This window comes from Eubacterium sp. AF19-12LB (assembly GCF_003479125.1).
Taxonomy (GTDB): Bacteria; Bacillota; Clostridia; order Lachnospirales; family Lachnospiraceae; genus Eubacterium_U; species Eubacterium_U album.
Map to the genome: position 1 here is coordinate 152,437 of NZ_QUGP01000001.1, position 20,285 is coordinate 172,721.

Sequence of the window (20,285 nt, forward strand, 5' to 3'; positions counted from 1 at the left end):
CCTTTAAGGGGTGGATTTTTAGAGAGAAATCTTTTTTCGCCACACAATTACAGAAGTAGTTGTGTGGCTTTATTATTGTTATAAACAATTAGCAAAAAAGAAAGGTAGGATAAAATGGATCAGAGTTTTATGAAAGAAAAGAAAATTTTGCCATTAGTATTGTCGATGTCGCTGCCTATGGTTATTTCAATGGCAGTAAACTCGATGTATAACATAGTAGACAGTTTCTTTGTGGCAAAATTAAGCGAGAATGCGATGACATCATTGGCACTTGTATACCCTGTTCAGAACATAATAACATCAATTGGTGTCGGTATAGGAATTGGAATAAATTCGACAGTTGCGTATTATCTTGGAGCAGAGGATAAAAAAATGGCAAATAAAGCAACTACACAAGGTGTTGTCTTGAACTTTATACATGGATTGCTATTGACAATTTTATGTACAGCGTTTATGCCAACGTTTTTAAAGATGTTTACAAATAATCAAAATATAATTTCCATGTCATTAGAGTATGCAAACATAGTATTCATGTTTAGTGTGGCAAGCACTGTAGGTATTACATTGGAAAAGATTTTTCAGGCTGTGGGACAAATGAAAGTTTCCATGTTTAGTATGATTTGCGGATTTGCAACAAATATAATTCTGGACCCACTAATGATTTTTGGAATTGGTCCGTTTCCTAAAATGGGGATTTCAGGTGCAGCCTATGCGACAGGAATAGGACAGGTTATTTCGATGTTAGTTTATATAATTGTATATTTTGCGAGACCAATTCCTGTAAAAATAGAAAGAAAATCATTAAAGCCTGATTTTAAATTGTTAAAGAGATTATATGGAATAGGAATTCCGGCAACATTAAATATGGCATTACCGTCATTTTTAATATCTGCGTTAAACGGAATCCTCGCAGAATTTTCAGACAAATATGTACTTGTACTTGGGGTCTATTATAAACTTCAGACATTTATCTATCTTAGTGCAAATGGAATTATACAGGGAATCAGACCACTTGTTGGATACAACTATGGAGCAGGTGAGCATAAGCGTGTAGAGAAGATTTATCGCACGACATTAAAATTAACAGCTTTAATAATGGCGCTCGGAATGTTGCTCTCATGGACTATTCCATCTCAGCTTATAGGTTTGTTTACCACAAATCCTGAAACAATCCGAATTGGTGTCTTGGCACTTCATATAATTAGTTTTGGATTTATAATTTCTGCAGTATCAGTTACTTCCAGTGGAGCATTAGAAGGCTTAGGAATGGGAAATCCTTCATTGATGATATCATTACTTCGTTATGTGATAGTGATTATACCGACAGCTTTTATTTTAAGCCGGTTTATGGGAGCAAACGGAGTGTGGATGTCATTTGTCATAGCAGAATTTGCAACAGGAATTATTTCGTATTTTATTTATCAGAAATATGCTAAGAAAACTATTGAATAGATATACAATGATAGAATATGCGGTTATGAAATTAGATATTTAGATGCAAATCGAATTTGATAATTTGAGATTAGAAAATTAGAAGGTGAAAAATCTAACAAGTATAGACAATAATTAGCCAAGAAAATTCAATTATTTTGCAAAGCATTATAGTATAATGTGTTCATATATTTTATAAAGGGGGTTAAAAATGAATAGAAAAAGAATAATTGCTTCAACAATTGCTATTTTAATAATTTCAGGATTGCTTGTTGGATGCAATGAACCAAAGAATAAAATGAAGATGAGTAACGTAAGATATATGGAAGACGATGAAAGTCAGAATGAAATAAGGACATTAAAGAAATGGCCGGATAATAGCTTTACAGAAGGTTTTCCGGAACTCAATAATGCAGACTCATATTCTTATACGGAAGATAAAGAGAATAAAATGTATTCACTGTTTATAGATGGTATAAGCAAGAAAGAGATTGAAGAGTACATAGAAAAATTACAAAGTTCCGGAGTCGAAACTGTAGGATATATTCATGATGATAAAAATAAATATGAAATGATAGAATACACGGGAACAAAGGATAATGTTTCAATATCAATCTCATTTTCTGATAATGGATGTGTAATTGGTTTTATGGAACAGTAATGCAACATAATGATGCCAGGATAAAAAGACCTAAGAACACATGAACTTGCTCATAAATGGGTGAAAGACTTTGGAACTCGTCACGATATGAAAATCAAAGTTGTGGCTTTTGACCACAACATCATAAAATATAAAATTTATAAAGAGTTAAAAAATTACCTTAAGAAAAAGTATTTGAGCTTAGTCTTAAGGTAAATTTTTTGTTATGGAATTATAAAAGTAAAATAACATTAAAATATAAATATAATATTTGAAACCGGACCAAGATTAATCTCAAGGTTTAAATATCAGGAACCAAAAAGTTTATCAAAGATAATACTTAAGTATAATATTTAAAATAAAATCTCAACCCTTAACATCCATAATTGTTAATTAATAAACAAAGATAATATGCTAATTGTGCAATATTACTAAAATCAGTAACGTTTTTATTAAAAAATAGGGCATAAATATTAGTTAATCTGCTTTCACTGTAAATATTGACAAATAAATTAAACAATGTTATTATTAGTTTAACGTTAAACGATATAACAAACTTACAAAGAAGTTAAAGACTCTTTTGATTGGGGAATTTGTAGAAGGTACGTAGGTATATTATGTTCTTAATTAAGTTTAACGTTAAACTTAACGTAATATATTATTATATAATGTAGAAGGGAGTATTTATATGAGAAAGAAACAGTTACTTAGTTTGGCATTGATTGCCGCGTTGACAACAACAATGTTTGCAGGATGTGGAAGTTCAGGAAACAAGGATTCAGCCAAGAAAAAGGCAGAGAAAGAGGGAAAGACAGTTCTCTCATTAGGAATCTGGCCGTCAGCAGATTTGGTTGATGATGTTAAGAATTTTGAAAAGTATGCTAAGACAATGAATGAACAGCATAGTGATGTATATGTTGAACCTGCAAGTTATACATATGCAACAGACACATTTGTATCATTAGCGGAATCAGGAAACTGCCCAACAATTTTTGAAACATGGTTTACTGAACCTCAGAAGTTAATTAAACAGGGATTGGTGGCAGATGTTACAGACATTCTTAAAGAAAGAGGATGGATTGATGATATGAGTCCGTCGGTATTATCTCTTTTATCAGATGAAAACGGTCACGTATATGGTGTTCCTAGAGATGCTTACGCATTAGGACTTATGTGCAATGTAGAATTATTTGAAGAAGCAGGACTTGTTGATGACAAGGGTATTCCAAAGTTCCCACAGACATGGGATGAACTTGCTAAGGATGCTAAAATTATTAAAGATAAGACAGGAGCTGCAGGACTTTGCTTATTAGCAAAAGACAATTCAGGAGGATGGCATTTTTCAAATATTGCATGGTGCTTTGGCGCTACATTATGTACAGATAATGGCGACGGAACATACACTTCACATTTAGATTCAACAGAAGCTGTTGCAGCTATGGAATATGTATATGATTTGAAATGGAAATATGATGTTTTAACAGCTGATCCAACAGCAGAAGATTGGGCATCAGGATTCCAGCAGTTAGGAACAGGAGCAGCAGCAATGTACATCGCAGCTAACGATGCAGTTGCACAGCCAACACAGGTTAATGGATTGCCAACAGAGAAATTGGCAATGGGAGCAATTCCAGCCGGACCAAACGGCGATCAGTATTCATTAACAGGTGGTACACCTTATATGTTCTCTAAAGATGCAACAAAAGAAGAAATTAATGCAGCTTTAGATTTCCTTGAAATTATGGGTAAATCTCCTGTAGTTAATGATACAAGTATTGAAGGTAAACAGGCAGATGCAGCTAACCGTGTATCAAACGGAGTTCCTGTAATTAAATCATTCCCATGCTGGATTAATCAGGATTATGTAGATGCTGAACAGAAGGTTATTGATGAATACAAGAATGTTGACTCAGCGCTTTACGATTCATACTTTGAAAAGACAGGAGCTGAAGGCAACTTAAGAGCGGAAGAACCTGGTGATACACAGTCAATGTACAAGGAACTTACAAAAGTTCTTCAGGAAGTTGTTACAAAGAAAGATTGTAATGTAGAAGAACTTATGAAGACAGCAAATGAAAATTATCAGAAAGTTTTAGACAAATTAAACAAATAGAATATTACCAAGGAAGGGTGGGCGACTAGTCCGGTTGCCTGCCCTTTTTCTAAAAACAGGAGAAGGTTTTACTATAAAATTAAGGAAACAGAATTGTTTTCTACAAATGTTTCAGAAAATTAGCTACTGACTAAAGGTGAGGGCAATACATATTATGTGAGGAGGTTTCCAGGTGAAAAGTAAACAACAAGTTCAAACAAAACAAACAAATTATAAACCTAAAAAACATAAATTTTCTAAGAGAGATTTACTGGGATGGTGCGTAATGCTCCCATCAATATTGTTATTCACATTCTTTGTTTGGGAACCGCTACTTGAAAGCGTGAGATTATCGCTATTTTCAGCAAAGGGAGTTCAGCTCCAGGAGTTTGTTGGGTTAGACAATTATATAACAGTAATTAATAACGTTAGTTTTAAAGCAGCGTTTCTAAACACATTTAAGTACATAGGATGGTCCTTGATTATAGGATTTTTTGTACCGATTATTTTGGCAATATTCATCAGTGAGACCGTTAGAGGAAAGAGCTTTTTCAGATTTGCAGTTTATTTTCCAAATATGATTCCGGGAATGGCTGTTTCACTTCTTTGGGTTTATTTCTTCAAACCGGGTCCTACAGGTGTTTTAAATATTTTACTATCTAAATGTGGTATAGAGCCACAGGTATGGTTAAACAATGCAGCGTTGGTTATCCCGTTGATTATTATAGCAATGACATGGAAAAGTGCAGGCTCCACATCCCTTATTTATATGGCGGGAATAAGTGGAATTAATCCGGAATATTACGAGGCTGCTGCAATTGATGGAGCGGGTGTATTCCAAAGAATTTTCCATGTAACTCTTCCTTGCATCTTAAGCTTAGGAAAGACAATGCTTATTCTTCAGGTTATTTCCGTATTCCAGATTTTATATGAACCATTAGTTTTGACAAATGGTGGACCAAATAATGCAAGTTTATCAATAATGCTTTTGGTTTACCAGTATGCGTTTACTGAATTTAATTATCCATGCGCAGCAGCGTTGTCAGTAATGATTTGTATAGTATTAATTTTGTTGAGTGGATTATATATGTACTTAACAAGAAAGAAAGATGATTAGGAGGAAAGGCTGATGTATTTTAATAAGTATGCAGACAAAACAGACGGTGCCATCAGAGGCTTTGACGTTAAGTCGACAAGAGTAAAGATAATCTGCCTATTCTTCGTGGCAGTATGTATCTTATTTGCAATAATTGCAATGTTCCCTGCAATATGGGTATTTTTATCAGGATTTAAAGATTTAAAAGAGTTAACAAGAGAAGCAACATTGTTCCCTAAATCGTTTAATTTTTCAGGATTTAAGGAAACATGGGATAAATTGAATTTCGGATTGTATTACAAGAACTCATTTATCATGGTTATCGGTTCAGTTATATGTGCAATTATTTTTAATGGAATTTTAGCATATGGACTTGCCATTTTAAAACCAAAGGGATATCAGATTGTAAATGGTCTTGTAATGTGGAGCCTCTTGATTCCTGCAACAACAAGTGTAGTTGCTTTGTTTGTAAATATTAACAGAATTGGTTTAAATAAATCATTTATTCCATTGTGGCTTGCATATGGAGCAAATGCCTTTTGGGTAGTTTTATTCAAAGAATTCTTTGAAGGGCTTCCACCTGAACTTATTGAAGCGGCAAGGTTGGATGGATGTAATGTAGTACAGGTATTTTATAAAATTGTATTACCTTTATCAAAACCAATCATTATGGTAATCGTAATTTTTGCGGTTACGGCAGCGTGGTCAGATTTCCTTCTTCCATATTTGATTTTAAATGGATCAGGAAAAGAAACAGTTATGGTTAAGTTGTATACATATTCAACTTCAAGAACAACAGCGATAGATATGATTAGAGCAATCTTCTTCTCGCTGATTCCACCTACAATTCTGTTTTCTATATTCCAGAAACAGATTACAGATGGTGCAGCCGGTGGGGCTGTAAAGGGTTAAGATATTTGGATACTAACATCCCCTTACGTTAGTAAAAAATATATTTGATAAAGATTATTTCTGTATAAAACTGACAGTAATAATCTGAAATGATGTGAGCTGTCGGCAATTTCCTCCGTGGTTTAGAAAGACCATGTTTCTCATATTGTCGACAGCAGGAAAAGATGGAGAAGAATTATGGCGAAAATAGCAGATAAATATTTTAAAGTGGATTCTTGGAAAATAATTGAAGAGGGTTTTAATCCGGATTACGGAGAAGTATCAGAATCTATATTTTCATTAGGAAATGAATATATGGGAGTTAGAGGATATTTTGAAGAAGGATATAATGGACCAAAGTTAATCGGAAGTTATTTTAATGGAATATATGAAAGAACAAAACCGGATTACGGACATTATAAAGGTATTGTAGATTTTACTGAATATATGGTTAATTCCGTTGACTGGTTATATACAAGAATATGTGTTGATGGGGAAGAATTAGAAATTTCCAAAGCAGATATCTCAGAATTTGTTCGTGAATTAGATATGCGAAACGGAGTATTAACCCGTTCATTTATATGGAACTTATCAAATGGAAAAAAGTTAAAAATTTCTTTTGAAAGAATCCTTTCAATGACTGATGTACAGGTTGGTGCACAAAGAGTTAAGCTTACGGCATTAAATTTTGATGGAGATGTGGAAATAAAATCAGGACTTGATTTTTCCAATCCACATTGTATGCAGAGAATGAACATGTGGGAAATAAAAGATACATTACATAAGTCAGGAAAGAACGCATTTGTCGGAATAGAAGGTGAAACACTTCATACACAGCAAAGAGTATTTAGCGCATGTGCAATAAAAGCGGATGTGAATGAGTTTGACAATGTTAAGGAACAAAAAAAGGCAGTTGTTAAATTTAATCTTTCATTAAAACAGAATGAAGAAAAAATATTTGAAAAGATAGTTAAGAATTTTACATTAAAGGAAGAAAAAGAAGAAAATAAATTCCGTGAAGATGTAAAGGCAGTATATGAAGAATTTGAAACAGAAAAGGAAAATGACATAAGTGCTATGTCATTTGAACAGATAAAAGAAGATAGCACTAAGTGGTGGAAAGAAATCTGGGAAACATCTGATGTCACAATAGACGGAGATGAAGAAAACCAGCAGGGAATCAGATTCTGTATTTTCCAGTTATTCCAGACTTATCACGGTGCAGTAAAAGGCACAAATATTGGTGCAAAAGGATTAACAGGCGAAGCATACAATGGAAATGCTTTTTGGGATACGGAAACATATTGCTTACCGTTCTTCCTTTTTAATAACAAAGAAGCAGCTCAGAATCTTCTTTATTTCAGATATAAGACATTAGATGAAGCGAGAGAAAGAGCAAAGGCATTAGATTGTGAAGGCGCATTTTATCCAATAGCGACAATAAGCGGTAAGGAATGTTGTAATTTATGGCAACATGCAAGCTTACAGCTTCAGGCATCTACAGCAGTTGCGTATGGTATTTGGTTCTATGAAAAACTGTATCAGGATGAAGAGTTTATGACACAGTATGGATTAGAAATGTTAATTGAAATATCGAGAATGTTAGTTACCCGTGGTGATTTCTCGCAGGATGGCAAATATGGTTATTACTGCGTAATGGGACCTGATGAATTTCAGATGATGGTTCATAACAATTGCTACACGAATTTTATGGGTAAATTTACATTAGATTTTACACTTAAAGTAATTGAAGATATTAAGAAAAATGATAAGAAGGCTTATGACGAAATAGTTGGAAAAATTAACTTCGATGAGTCAGAAATGGACAAATGGAAAAAAGTTAGTGAATGTATGTACATTCCTTACCATGAAGATAGTCTTTTGTACGAACAGCATGAAGGATTCTTTAAACTTCCTCATTTGAATATTGATTCAATTCCAATTGAAGATTTCCCACTATATAATCATTGGTCTTATGACAGAATATATAGAAATGACATGATTAAACAACCGGATGTTTTAATGTTTATGTTGTTATTTAATTCTCATTTTACAGAGGAACAGTTAAAGGTAAATTATGAATATTACGAACCTAGATGTATACATGAAAGTTCATTGTCACCTTCAGTACATTCAATTTTAGCATCACAACTTCATAAAAAAGATGAAGCATATGATTTCTTTGGATTTGCTACAAGAATGGACTTGGATAACTATAACAGAAATACAAGAGAAGGTATACATACAACAAGTATTGCAGCAGCATGGATGAATATTATTTATGGATTTGGCGGACTTAGAACAGATGGAGATATTATTCATATTACACCTTCAATCCCACAAAACTGGAATAAGTACACTTTCAAAATCCATTATATGGGAGAAGTTATTGAAGTGATGGTTACTAAGGATAAAGTGGAAATCAGTACTAAATATGGCAAAAATATTTTAGTTCAGGTTTATGATGAAAAAATTGAACTTGGAGAAGAAGCATATATTTGTGACGTCAAATAAAAATAAATTTAATGCCGGGGCAGAATACAAAGTGTTTTGTCCCCGGACAAAAATGGGAGGTAAATAAATGAATTGGGAGTTGACAGAAAACGGGTTTAATTCAGAAAAGATTGCTCATTTAGGAAATAAATTTCTGACAGGTAATGGATATATGGGAATTAGAGGCACTCTCGATGAATTTGATTCCCGGGATTTAGTAGCTGTTAATTTGGCAGGAATTTATGATCAGGTAGGTAATAGCTGGAGAGAACCGTTGAATGCTCCAAATGGTTTTTACAGTTATCTGATTGTTGATGGAAATGTTTTAAAGGTTCAGGATAATGCGCCTAAAGAACATTTTATAAAATTAGATTACAGACATGGAATATTTAAAAGACATACAGAGTGGACAACGAAGAGAGGAAACATTGTACTTGAATCAGAGCGCTTTGTAAGTATGGATGATGTTCATATTGGAGTAGAGAAATACAAAATTACGGCGGATTTTCATGCAGACATTAATTTTTTAACAGGAATTGATGGCGATGTATGGGACATTAACGGACCGCATTATGATGAAATTATTATGGATGAAGATGACTGTATAAGCATAGTTGGAATATCTCATGAAAAGAAATATCATGTGGCGGTAAGTGTAAGTGAAGATGAAAATTTTCCATGTGAAAAGAAGATAATATTAAAAAAAGAGGACAAAAAGATAATAAAATCATTAAATTTTGTCTCAGATATTAATAAGTGTTACGAAATTCACAGATTTATGGCAATTTATACATCAAAAGATTGTGAGAATCCTTTAGATAATGCAAAAGAAACGGCTATAAATATTAGAAATAAAGGATATTACGAATTGCGCGATGAACATTGTAAATGCTGGGAAAGCATTTGGGACAATTCAGAAGTGGAAATTGAAGGCGATGATGATGCGATGGAAGCATTGAATTATTCCTGCTATCATTTGAATAGCATTTCGCCAAGACATGCAGACAGTCTTTCCATTGCAGCCAGAGGTTTATCGGGACAGACGTATAAAGGTGCTGTTTTCTGGGATACGGAAATGTTTATTTTAGACTTTTTACTTATGACAAACCCAAAAGTAGCAAGAAATGTAATGAAATATAGAATTGATACTTTAGATGGTGCAAAGGAAAAAGCAAAAAGTTATGGATATGATGGTGCATTTTATGCATGGGAAAGTCAGGAAGGCGGATATGACGCCTGCTCAGATTATAATGTTACAGACGTTTTTACAAAAAGACCGATGCGAACATATTTTAAAGATAAACAGATTCATATTTCAGCAGCTATTGTATATGGAATTGGCAGATATATAGACCTTACAGGTGATATGACAATTTTATCTGAGGGTGGAGCAGAAACAATAATTGAATGTGCGAAATTTTATTATGATTTACTTCTTAAAAAAGTGTCAGGAGGATATTATGAACTTCATGATGTTATAGGACCTGATGAATACCATGAAAGAGTTAATAATAACGGTTATACAAACCGAATGGCAAAATATACATTTGAACAGGCTGTTAAAGTAATTGATTCAATTGATGAATTAAACGAACAGTATGCAATAAAGTTGTGTAAAGAATATAACTTAAAACAATTAAAAGAAAAATTTGAAATGGCTGAGCGTAATATTTATATTCCACAGCCAAATGAAAATGGAATCATTCCACAGTTTGACGGTTATTTTGATTTAGAAGATGTAAGCGTAAATACTGTAAGAAGCAGACTCTTAGACCCTAAGGAATATTGGGGAGGAGCAAATGGAGTGGCAGCACATACACAGGTTATAAAACAGGCAGACGTAGTAACATGGCTTACAATGTTTCCGGATGATGTAAGTGATGAAATAAAACTCAAAAACTGGCAGTATTATGAACCGAGAACAGAACATGGTTCATCATTGAGTGCATGTATGTATGCTTTGTTAGCCTGCAAGTGTGGAATGAAAGAAAAAGCCTATCCGCTATTTATGAAATCAGCTTCGGCAGATTTGAATGAAGGTGGAAAGGAATGGGCAGGACTTGTCTACATCGGAGGAACACATCCGGCGGCAGAAGGTGGAGCCTATATGGTGGCAATAAAAGGATTTGCGGGAATTTATTTTGAAGATGGAAAAATTAAAGCAAAACCTGATTTGCCAAAAGCATGGAAAAAAATGAGATTTCATATTTGTTATAGAAACAAAAAATACAAAATTGAAATAGAAGACAATAACGCAAATATTGTGGAAATATAGGAAATGAATACAAAGCAAAACAGTGCAAGTGTAGAATTTAAAATTTATATGACAATATAAGTAGCATTTATAAGATTGTTAGGATTCATTTGAAATCTCCTTAAATAAGAAAGAAGCGTTAGAAAATACTTCTAACGCTTTCTCTTTCTACAATAGAAGTTGGAAGTGATACTTCGCATGGATTAGGCATTCTGTGTTCTAACAATTCCAACATAAATTTAACGGCTGTACGACCTTTAAGGTCCATATCCTGATGAACAGTGGTAAGAGCCGGAGTTGTAATGTTACATATATTTAAATCGTCGAATCCTACTATTGATATATCTTCAGGAATACGAACACCTTCTTTATGAAGGTTAGCCATAATATTTCCTGCAAGAAAATCGGCAGTAGTAACGAGTCCTGTTATTTCAGGATGAGAAGATAAATATTTAGCGATATGTTTTGTATTTTCAAGGTCCATACCACATTCAAAAACAAGGGAATCATCAAATGGAATACCGGCTTCTGTAAGGGCAGCCTTATATCCGAGGAAACGCTCCATTAAAACGCCACCTTCTTTTATGTGAAGAGAGGCAAATGCAATTTTACGATGACCTTTGCTGATTAAATACTTGGTTGACTGGTTGCTTCCACCAAAATCTTCTAATCCGACATTACAAATGTTCTTTTCATGAACGTAACTGTCAACGAGAACGATAGGAAGCTTTTTAGCACAACTTGCAATGGCTTCAAAAAAGTCATCGCGGAAGATACCTGCTAAAAACAAACCGTCAAGATCCCATGTTTTTAAGAAAGCTTTAAACTGTTCAGGCGTCTCAACAGTACGCAACATTAAAAAATAACCATTTTCACGAAGAACCTGTTCGAGAATTCCGATAAATCGGGAAAGAAAAGGGTCTTCCATGAAATTTGAGTCTTTATTAGTAACAATATGGTTTACGAAACCAATAACTTTTGATGAACGTGAAACCAATGATCTGGCAGACATATTAGGTACATAACCTAAATCATCAATTGCTTTATTAATTTTAGCGACGGTTTCAGCAGAAACGCGACCGGTTTTTCCATTGATAACATTGGAAACGGTTGTTGCACTTACGCCTGTAGCCGAAGCAATATCTTTAATAGTAACCATATAATAAATCCTTTCTGTTTTTAGAATAGGTAAAACGTAAAACCTATATAGAAATAGTAACACTAAAATATGATTTTGAAAACAAAAAAATGTAAAGGAGAAGAGAAAAAATGAAGGGTGTAATTTTTGATTTAGATGGAGTTTTAGTTTCTACAGATGAACTTCATTATCAGGCTTGGAAAAAATTAGCTGATGAACTGGGAATTACTGAATTTAACAGAGAGGACAATATGCGACAGCGAGGAGTAAGCCGTATGGCTTCTTTGGAAATTGTTCTTGAAAAAGGTGATAAAACATATACACAGGAAGAAAAGATGGAGCTTGCAGACAGAAAAAACGGATACTATGTTGAAATGCTCCAAAAACTGGATTCAGGTGCTGTACTTCCGGGAGCAGTAGAAACTTTGAAAATGCTAAAGGAAATGGGAATTATGTCAGCAGTTGGTTCGGCAAGTAAAAACGCACCAATAATACTTGAAAGGACAGGTCTTGCACCTTATATCGACAAAATAAGCTGTGGATTAGATGTAACTAAATCTAAACCTGACCCTGAAGTATTTTTAGTGGCTGCAAAGAAATTAGGACTTAATCCGGCGGATTGTCTTGTAGTTGAAGATGCAGCAGCAGGAATAGAAGCAGCAAAGAGAGGCGGAATGAAATCCCTCGGTGTAGGACCGTTTCATGAAGAACTGGGAGCAGATTTTCATTCCGAAACACTTGCAACAGTAGAAAACTGGAGGGAAATTTTATGTTAAAAGGAAAGAAACAAAAAACAGGGGAAAACAATAATTCAAAGCCAATGGGCAAAGGATTTTTTGTAGTTGGATGTGTAATAATTTATTTCCTTATTGTAGGAATAGTAAGCGCGGCAATTCATTTGCCTGTAGCAATAACAAAAATTTCAGACAATAGTGAGATAAAAAACGCCAAGGTTGTATTGTATGATGGACCTAAATCACTTAAAGATGCTACAGATGCTGATTTGGAAAAAGCATCAGAAGAAAAAAGAGATATTTCATTAATGCATTGTGTTGATACTAAAGTTGCGGTAAACGGCAAAGACTGTTATGTATACGATACAAATGTAAATAACACACATACATGGATGGGTGATTATATGCCGGCAGAAGACAGAACACCTATTACATATTTTGATTTTGAAGGAAAAGTTAAAATAACAGTTACAGTTCCTAATACAGATATTGAATATGTAAATATCAGACCATTAAAATATAACATTAAGCCGGAAATTAATACTAAAAAGCATACGGTGACATTTACAATTGACACACCTGATGCCTACACAGTTGAATTTAATAAAAAAGTAGAACGTGCAGTACATATTTTTGCAAATGAAATAGAAAAAGATGTTCCTGACAAAGATGCAGAGGGTGTTAAATACATTGGACCTGGTGAATGGAATATCGAAGACATGGTATTAGAAGATGGAGATACAATTTATATCTCAGGTGGAGCAGTTGTACATGGAGCAGTTACAGCATCATTTGCTAAAGATGTAACAGTTAGAGGAAGAGGCATTATTGATAATTCTAATTTAGAAGGTTGGAAAGGTACAAGTGCTACAGTTCCACTTAGGTTTGATAACTGCCAGTACGTAACTGTTGAAGGAATTATTTCATTAAATGCAAATGCATGGTGCTTCCAGGGTTACAATTCAGTAGCTGGAGATATCAGTAATTTAAAGATTATTACAGCAAGACCAAATGGTGACGGAATTTCATTACAGTCATGTAAGAGTTTTGATGTAGAAAATTGTTTTGTACGTACATGGGATGATTCATTAGTAGTTAAGAATTATGATGTAAATTCAAACAATATCAAGTTCAAAAATGTTCAGGTTTGGACAGATTTGGCACAGTCAATGGAAATAGGTTATGAAACAAATAAAGGTGACAAAGAAAACTCGACAATTGAAAATGTTACATTTGAAGATATAACAGTACTTCATAACTTCCATAAGCCGGTATTATCAATTCACAATGCAGATAATGCAGCAATTTCTAACGTGACTTATAAAAATATTGTAGTTGAAGATGCATGCATGGGACTTGGAGATGGAACAAAAGAATTAATTGATTTACAGGTATTAACAAATTCAGGATGGTCAACAACTTCTGACAGAGGAACTATTTCAAATGTTACAATTGACGGCTTTAAGGTACTTTATGGAAATGAATCACTTCCTTCACAGATTAAAGGATTTGACGAAGAACATGGTATTGATGGAGTTTCAATTTCAGGATTAAATATTAAGGGTAAAGATATTAAATCATTTGAAGATGGTGAATTTGAAGTAGATGAAGACACAGTGAAGAATGCGGAAATAAAGTAGGAGGAGCATTATGAAGAAAAAGTTTATAATTATAATGGGATGTCTTGCCGTAGTATGTGCAGTAATGTCAGCTGTTGTAGCTGTAGGCAATTCATCAGTAAAAATGTCAAATAAAAATTTGACGGTAGTAACAGCTCCTGACCAGAAAGAAGCGATGGAGAATGATGCTTTTAAGGAAGAAGAATATGTTGCACCTGAAATTGATGGTACAAACGTAGCGTTAGACGGAAGAGCAGATGCAAATGGATTTAACGATGTTTACAGAGCACCGAATATAATTGATGGCAGCAGATTAACATACTGGGAAGGTTCTCCAAATGAAGATAGCCAGATTGTTTCTGTAGATTTGAAGAATTCATATACAATTCATACAGTTGTAGTTGGATTAAATCCGGCTCAGATTTGGGGAAAGAGAACTCAGACATTTACAATTGAAGCAAGTGATGACGGACAAAATTATACAGAAGTAATACCATCTACAGATTATGATTTTGATCCAAAGACAGGCAATCAGGTCGTTATTGACATTGATAATGTTAAAATGCAGTACATAAGACTGACGTTTACAAAGAACACAGGTGCAGTAGCCGGACAGATAGCTGAACTCGAGGTTTATACAAACGACAAATAAAATTGTGTGCAGTTTAAAGAGTTTAATTAAATATAATGTGTTTAAAAGATACTTCGCGTAGAACCAATATATGTTGAAATATAATTTGAAACACAGCAAATAAAAAGAATCATACTTGTTATTATCGGTTTATATGAAATAAATCTGATAAAAGTATGATTCTTTTTTGTTTAAATAGTACAGGTTCATGTTTAAGAATCAGCAGAATGTTCTTTATGTTTGAATACATTGTCAGACTAAATTTAAGAATCAGCAGAATGTTCTTTATGTTTGAATACATTGTCAGACTAAATTTAAGAATCAACAGAATATTCTTTAAATTTAAACGTATTGTCAGGAACACACTTGTTAATTAGTTTTATGTATGCTTTAGACATGCTCTTAGGTACTTTAAATTTGGCTTTAATATATATTTTTGCGAAAGCCTTTTCTCCTATAGAATCTAAAGTATTGCTCCTTATTTTAACATATTTTAAATTTGGAAGCTTATAGAAAACTTTTTCTTCGATTGTATTTACGCTATCGCCAATAATGACTTCTTCAAGTTTTGTGCAATTTACAAAAGCCTTCTTCGGTATAATCTCAACTTTATTTCCAATTTTTAAATGCTTTAATTTTGTTAAATTATCAAATGCTTTTTTAGAAAGTGCTGTCACATCAAAAACTCTTCCCTGAAACTCGATAGTTGATGGAATTTCTAAAGACTTAATACTATAGTCTTTAACTCCTTCAAAAGATACAGTTGAATCAGATAAAATTTTATAATTACAATCGTCAATTTCACAGGTTTTATTAATTGAGGATTCAATCTCAAGCGAGCCGTCATACCAATCAATTTCATTAAATGACATTGCATTTTCAAATGAAGTTACGGTTGGTTTATCGCCACCATATTTTTTATACCAGCTTGATGGATATAAAACATTTTTATTATAGTGAGCTAAACTTGTGTCTACATCCGAGGATTCATTTTTTCTGACTTTTCTGCAAATGACTACCGTTCTGTAATCATGTACTTCATACGAGCATGTTGATAACATTAAAAGTGAATCTTTTTCATTTACATCGACAGGACATTTGTAGGATGAACGAACCTCTATCTGATATAAAAAGTTTAAAAACTGCTCTTTCGTCTGAAATGTGCTTTGCAGATAATTGAATCCATCACTGCTTTCAAAATCTCCTGAAACTCTCATGTATCCTATTATTTTCCATTTGCTTTCTTTATATAAGGTGTCAAATGTAATTACAGGATGTTGTTTGTAAAATTCGATATCTTTATATTTTAACAACTGATGAAACATCATTCCTGTCGAATCCATATTATGTCCATGTATGACAAGATTCTTTGAACGAGGTTTGATTTTTGAATTGCTTTGTATGTAAAGGCAACCATTTTTATCACGACCACCTTCAAAATCATGCTTTAAATAAAATTCTGAGTTGCCGGTTGACTGCATTACCGGATAATCGATATTAGTTCCGGGAACTTTTAACCAACCTCGTATGTCCGAGTTTATCTCTATAAGTTTTGAGAACTTTAATAATATTCCATCAGAGCCTTTAGCCCCTTCTTCATATGATTTGTCCAAATTAATGTCAACAGGGGTATTCTCGGACGAATCGTCATCTATAACTTCATTGTTGCCGTCAGATTCAGGAGAATCTGAAACTGAATAATATAATGATTTATATTTATTGTTAAGCTGTTTGGAATGATAAGGCTGTATGCCTAAGTAATAAATCAAAAAAATAACGCATCCAATTAACAATAAAACAGAACAAATCATTACCGTAAGTCTGATTTTTTTCTTGATTTTAATACTAATCATAAACATCTCCTATTGGATTTGGAAAAGTAAAATAAAGATAATAATGACAAAATATATTTATTTAATTTTCATTATAAAGAGTGTTTAGGGGGGATTTTAAAATAGTGTTGAAATATAAAAATGCTTTCGGATTGTTCTGTATTATGTAACAGGAAAATCCACATTTAACTTTAAAATAATTATAATTGTAATAATAAAAAAAAGCAATAAAACATAAAATTAATAGTAGGAAATAAAGTCAGGTTATATATTGGTAAAACCGTTCCCAAAACAAAGCAGAAGACACAAGCGTAAACATAAAAAATATAGACATAAAATACAAAATAATTGACAATTGAAAGGTTTTTTTGTGCAATAATAATAAAAAAATGGGTGGTTTTTGGTTAAAACGCACCCACCAAACAGATTGACAAAGGCATGGTGCCATGTTAATATTAGTTTAACGTTAAACGGATGTGGGAAAAGTGATTTATTGGGGTGTGTCCGGGGGGACAATTTTCAAAAAAATCTTTTATTTTACCCAGGAAACAAGAAACAATTAAATAAGTGAAATTCTTTAAACCGTTACAAGTTTAACGTTTAACTTATTCGAAGAAAGGAAGAGGTAGAGAAATGAAAAAAACATTTAAAAAGTTATTAGTTATGGTAAGTGCTATAGTTCTCATATTTAGCATGAACGTAGCAGCGGCAGAGGACATTGTATTGAATGATAGTGGAAGTCCATTTATTAAATCATTTGATCCGGGAACAAGTGGAGAATACAAATATTTAGGATATGCTTACTGTTTTGAAGTAGGACCTGAATATAAATATTTACAGATTACATATACAGGTGATCCTACAGCATTTGATGAATTAAGATTAGAATTTGTAGTTAACTCAGACCCATCAGAGGAAAAGAAATTAACTCCTGTATGGTTCAGAGAAAATGACGAAGGTACAGTTAGAACAACAGACGGCGGATTAGTTCCTAATCCTTCAGATAAAGAACAGACAGCAGTAATCGATTTAGAAAAATCAGGAATTGACTTATCAACAGGTATCAGAGCGTTCCATATACATGATACACCTGGTAAAGGTAAGTTTACAATTACAGATGCAAGATTAATGACTAGTGCACCAAAGGGTGGAGCATCAGCAAGTGCAAGCGACGTTAAATCATCTTCAGATGATAAGAAAGCAAGCAGTGATTCAAAATCAAGCTCAAGCACAGAAAGTAAGAGTTCGGATTCATCTTCAAGCAAAGACAGCTCAGCATCATCAGCTTCAGCATCTTCATCAAGCGATAGCTCAGAATCAGTAGGAGGTGGCGCAACAGCAGCACCTACAACAGGTTCAGCAACATATCCAATTGCTATAGCTATAGGAGGTATTGTAGTAGCAGGCGCAGCATTAGTTGCATCAAAGAAAATGAAAATCCAGTAGTTTTAAGAAAGGAAGAAGGTTCATATGAGATTAAAGAAAATTAGTAACAAAGCAATAGCTTACGCATGCGTCGGAACATTAGCAGTAAGCAGCTTAGCAGGGGTGAACTTGGCATCAGTAAAAGCGGATGAAGAGAGCGGAACAGAAGCAGAAGTTAATTCGTATAAGGAAGTTAGTATTCCATGGATGGTTAAGGAATATGATCCGGGCACAGATGGTGATTACAAATATCTTGCAGGAATTGATCTTGCAGCACTAGAATTGACTAGTGATTATAAATATTTACAACTCACATATACAGGCGATGCTACGGCATTTGATGCTTTAAGATTTGAAATGGCAGGAGCAGATGGCTCTTTAGGAACATATTGGTTTAAGGAAAACCCACAGGGAACAATTAAGACATCTGATGATACATTAGTTGCAGATCCTTCAGAAGAGGAACAGACAGCAGTAATTGATCTTGAAAAATTAGGAATTAGTGGTGCAGACTTAATTACTACGATTCATATGCATGATTCACCGGGAAATGGTAAGTTTACAATTAAGGAAGCTAAGTTTACAAACAGTCCAAAAGAAGTTAAGTCGATTAGCATTCCATGGATGGCTAAAGAATATAATCCTGGAGAGGGAGAAGGATATCAGTATCTTGCAGGAATTGATCTTGCTGACCTAAATGTAACAAAAGATTACCAGTATTTACAGTTATCATATACAGGTGAATCTACATCATTTGATGAACTTAGATTTGAAGTAGTTGGAACAGATAAAGGATTAGGAACATTCTGGTTTAAAGAAAATCCACAGGGAACAATTAAGACAGTAGATGACACATTAGTTGCTAATCCAACAGAAACAGAGCAGACAGTTGTAATTGACCTTGCAAAATCAGGAATTACAAATGCTGAAGGAATTGCTACAATCCATATGCATGACACAAAGGGCAAAGGTGCATTTACAATAACAGACGCTCAGTTTACAAACACACCACTTCAGGTAGCTAAGACACCGGTAGAACCTGAAGAAACAACTTCAGAGGAAACAACACCTGATAATAATGGGGAAACAACACCGGAAACGACAACAGAAAAAGTAATTGCAGATGGAACAAATGATATTATTTTAAATGGTGATGATCAGGGTAAGAGTGCTATGATTGGAACTTACTCAATTAAGAAAGGCTCTGTAGAAAAACCAAATTACAAATATCTTGGATGGGCAACATTTAAAGACTTTGCAAACGAATCATACAAATACTTAAAGATTACATATACAGGTAATATTAAATTACTTAGATTTGAATTTGAAGGCAAAGGTGGAGAAAAACAGGGACCATTCTGGTTTGATCCTGAACAGGCAACTCATTTTGTAACAGAAGATGGTAGTGCAATTCCACTTGTTGGAAACAACACAACAGTAGTAATTAATCTTGCTAAATCAGGCGTTGATATGAGCAAATATAATTCAGGTGTACATATGCACTGCTCAGCAGAAGACGAAGATGTAAATATTTCAATTACAGACGCAGTGTTATATGGTGGAAAGAAGAGTGAACCACAGCCAACAACAACTGCAGCACCAACAACAAAACCAACAACTGTAGCACCAACAACAACTCAGGCAGCAAAAGTTTCAGTTGGAAAGACAGCTGTTAAGAGTGCAACAAAGAAAAAATCAGCAAAGAAAGCTTCTGTAGTACTTAAGAAAGTTAAAGGGGCAAAAGGATATCAGGTTAAAATTTCTACATCTAAGAAATTTAAGAGTAAAGCAACAAAGACAATCACAACTGCAAAAGTTAAATTTGTTGTTAAGAAATTAAAAGCAAACAAGAAATACTATGTTAAGGCTAGAGCATACAAAGTAGTAAACAAGGCTAAAGTTTATGGTAAATGGTCAGCAGTTAAACAGGTAAAAAATAAATAATAATAACAGTTAATTACTAGAAAGCCCTCACGTAATAAACATGTGAGGGCTTTCGTTTTAAAAGA

General features: G+C 33.6%; 14 protein-coding genes. 12 read left to right on the plus strand and 2 right to left on the minus strand.

Annotated features, from left to right (window positions below):
• Nucleotides 1-114: 114 nt before the first annotated feature.
• The 7 genes from DWX29_RS00675 (at nt 115) to DWX29_RS00705 (ending at nt 10,918) form a co-directional block, all read left to right on the plus strand.
• Nucleotides 115-1,452 (plus strand): MATE family efflux transporter, encoded by a 1,338-nt coding sequence (locus DWX29_RS00675; protein WP_118564934.1) that lies wholly within the window; start codon nt 115-117, stop codon nt 1,450-1,452.
• A gap of 190 nt (nt 1,453-1,642) precedes the next feature.
• Nucleotides 1,643-2,092 carry a hypothetical protein gene (locus DWX29_RS00680; protein WP_118564935.1) on the plus strand — a complete coding sequence of 150 codons (450 nt, stop codon included), beginning with the start codon at nt 1,643-1,645 and terminating at the stop codon, nt 2,090-2,092.
• A gap of 667 nt (nt 2,093-2,759) precedes the next feature.
• Nucleotides 2,760-4,184 (plus strand): extracellular solute-binding protein, encoded by a 1,425-nt coding sequence (locus tag DWX29_RS00685; protein ID WP_118564936.1) that lies wholly within the window; start codon nt 2,760-2,762, stop codon nt 4,182-4,184.
• A gap of 172 nt (nt 4,185-4,356) precedes the next feature.
• Complete coding sequence (locus tag DWX29_RS00690; RefSeq protein WP_022088830.1) at nt 4,357-5,280, plus strand: sugar ABC transporter permease; 924 nt, start codon at nt 4,357-4,359, stop codon at nt 5,278-5,280.
• 12 nt (nt 5,281-5,292) lie between these two features.
• Complete coding sequence (locus DWX29_RS00695; RefSeq protein WP_118564937.1) at nt 5,293-6,171, plus strand: carbohydrate ABC transporter permease; 879 nt, start codon at nt 5,293-5,295, stop codon at nt 6,169-6,171.
• 177 nt (nt 6,172-6,348) lie between these two features.
• Nucleotides 6,349-8,664 carry a glycosyl hydrolase family 65 protein gene (locus tag DWX29_RS00700; protein ID WP_118564938.1) on the plus strand — a complete coding sequence of 772 codons (2,316 nt, stop codon included), beginning with the start codon at nt 6,349-6,351 and terminating at the stop codon, nt 8,662-8,664.
• 67 nt (nt 8,665-8,731) lie between these two features.
• Nucleotides 8,732-10,918 (plus strand): glycosyl hydrolase family 65 protein, encoded by a 2,187-nt coding sequence (locus tag DWX29_RS00705; protein ID WP_118564939.1) that lies wholly within the window; start codon nt 8,732-8,734, stop codon nt 10,916-10,918.
• A gap of 118 nt (nt 10,919-11,036) precedes the next feature.
• Here the strand turns inward: DWX29_RS00705 and DWX29_RS00710 are convergent, their stop codons facing one another.
• Complete coding sequence (locus DWX29_RS00710; RefSeq protein WP_022088834.1) at nt 11,037-12,056, minus strand: LacI family DNA-binding transcriptional regulator; 1,020 nt, start codon at nt 12,054-12,056, stop codon at nt 11,037-11,039.
• Nucleotides 12,057-12,166: 110 nt separating this feature from the next.
• On the opposite strand from DWX29_RS00710, the gene pgmB reads away from it, so the two are divergent.
• Genes pgmB through DWX29_RS00725 form a run of 3 tightly spaced genes read left to right on the plus strand, consistent with a single transcriptional unit; the run spans nt 12,167 to nt 15,040 of the window.
• Entirely contained in the window at nt 12,167-12,811 is a 645-nt protein-coding gene (pgmB, locus tag DWX29_RS00715) for a beta-phosphoglucomutase (RefSeq protein ID WP_117908332.1), read from the plus strand.
• Complete coding sequence (locus tag DWX29_RS00720) at nt 12,805-14,409, plus strand: glycosyl hydrolase family 28 protein (protein WP_117908334.1); 1,605 nt, start codon at nt 12,805-12,807, stop codon at nt 14,407-14,409. The genes pgmB and DWX29_RS00720 overlap by 7 nt, the downstream gene beginning before the upstream one ends.
• Nucleotides 14,410-14,419: 10 nt before the next feature.
• Entirely contained in the window at nt 14,420-15,040 is a 621-nt protein-coding gene (locus DWX29_RS00725; RefSeq protein ID WP_118564940.1) for a discoidin domain-containing protein, read from the plus strand.
• Nucleotides 15,041-15,333: 293 nt separating this feature from the next.
• On the opposite strand, the gene DWX29_RS00730 is transcribed toward DWX29_RS00725, so the two are convergent.
• Nucleotides 15,334-16,872 carry a leucine-rich repeat protein gene (locus tag DWX29_RS00730; protein ID WP_158574477.1) on the minus strand — a complete coding sequence of 513 codons (1,539 nt, stop codon included), beginning with the start codon at nt 16,870-16,872 and terminating at the stop codon, nt 15,334-15,336.
• Between the two features lie 612 nt (nt 16,873-17,484).
• Here DWX29_RS00730 and DWX29_RS00735 point away from each other — a divergent pair.
• The gene (locus tag DWX29_RS00735; protein WP_118564942.1) at nt 17,485-18,297 is read left to right on the plus strand and encodes a hypothetical protein; all 813 of its coding nucleotides are present in this window, start codon (nt 17,485-17,487) and stop codon (nt 18,295-18,297) included.
• Between the two features lie 24 nt (nt 18,298-18,321).
• Nucleotides 18,322-20,220, plus strand: coding sequence for a hypothetical protein (locus DWX29_RS00740; protein WP_118564943.1), 1,899 nt, complete (start codon nt 18,322-18,324; stop codon nt 20,218-20,220).
• Nucleotides 20,221-20,285: the final 65 nt, after the last annotated feature.

Excerpts from the sequence above, each read along its gene's own strand:
- DWX29_RS00675 (WP_118564934.1), top strand. The coding sequence starts at position 115 with ATGGATCAGAGTTTTATGAAAGAAAAGAAAATTTTGCCATTAGTATTG.
- DWX29_RS00680 (WP_118564935.1), top strand. The coding sequence starts at position 1,643 with ATGAATAGAAAAAGAATAATTGCTTCAACAATTGCTATTTTAATAATT.
- DWX29_RS00685 (WP_118564936.1), top strand. The coding sequence starts at position 2,760 with ATGAGAAAGAAACAGTTACTTAGTTTGGCATTGATTGCCGCGTTGACA.
- DWX29_RS00695 (WP_118564937.1), top strand. The coding sequence starts at position 5,293 with ATGTATTTTAATAAGTATGCAGACAAAACAGACGGTGCCATCAGAGGC.
- DWX29_RS00700 (WP_118564938.1), top strand. The coding sequence starts at position 6,349 with ATGGCGAAAATAGCAGATAAATATTTTAAAGTGGATTCTTGGAAAATA.
- DWX29_RS00705 (WP_118564939.1), top strand. The coding sequence starts at position 8,732 with ATGAATTGGGAGTTGACAGAAAACGGGTTTAATTCAGAAAAGATTGCT.
- DWX29_RS00710 (WP_022088834.1), bottom strand. The coding sequence starts at position 12,056 with ATGGTTACTATTAAAGATATTGCTTCGGCTACAGGCGTAAGTGCAACA.
- pgmB (WP_117908332.1), top strand. The coding sequence starts at position 12,167 with ATGAAGGGTGTAATTTTTGATTTAGATGGAGTTTTAGTTTCTACAGAT.
- DWX29_RS00720 (WP_117908334.1), top strand. The coding sequence starts at position 12,805 with ATGTTAAAAGGAAAGAAACAAAAAACAGGGGAAAACAATAATTCAAAG.
- DWX29_RS00725 (WP_118564940.1), top strand. The coding sequence starts at position 14,420 with ATGAAGAAAAAGTTTATAATTATAATGGGATGTCTTGCCGTAGTATGT.
- DWX29_RS00730 (WP_158574477.1), bottom strand. The coding sequence starts at position 16,872 with ATGATTAGTATTAAAATCAAGAAAAAAATCAGACTTACGGTAATGATT.
- DWX29_RS00735 (WP_118564942.1), top strand. The coding sequence starts at position 17,485 with ATGAAAAAAACATTTAAAAAGTTATTAGTTATGGTAAGTGCTATAGTT.
- DWX29_RS00740 (WP_118564943.1), top strand. The coding sequence starts at position 18,322 with ATGAGATTAAAGAAAATTAGTAACAAAGCAATAGCTTACGCATGCGTC.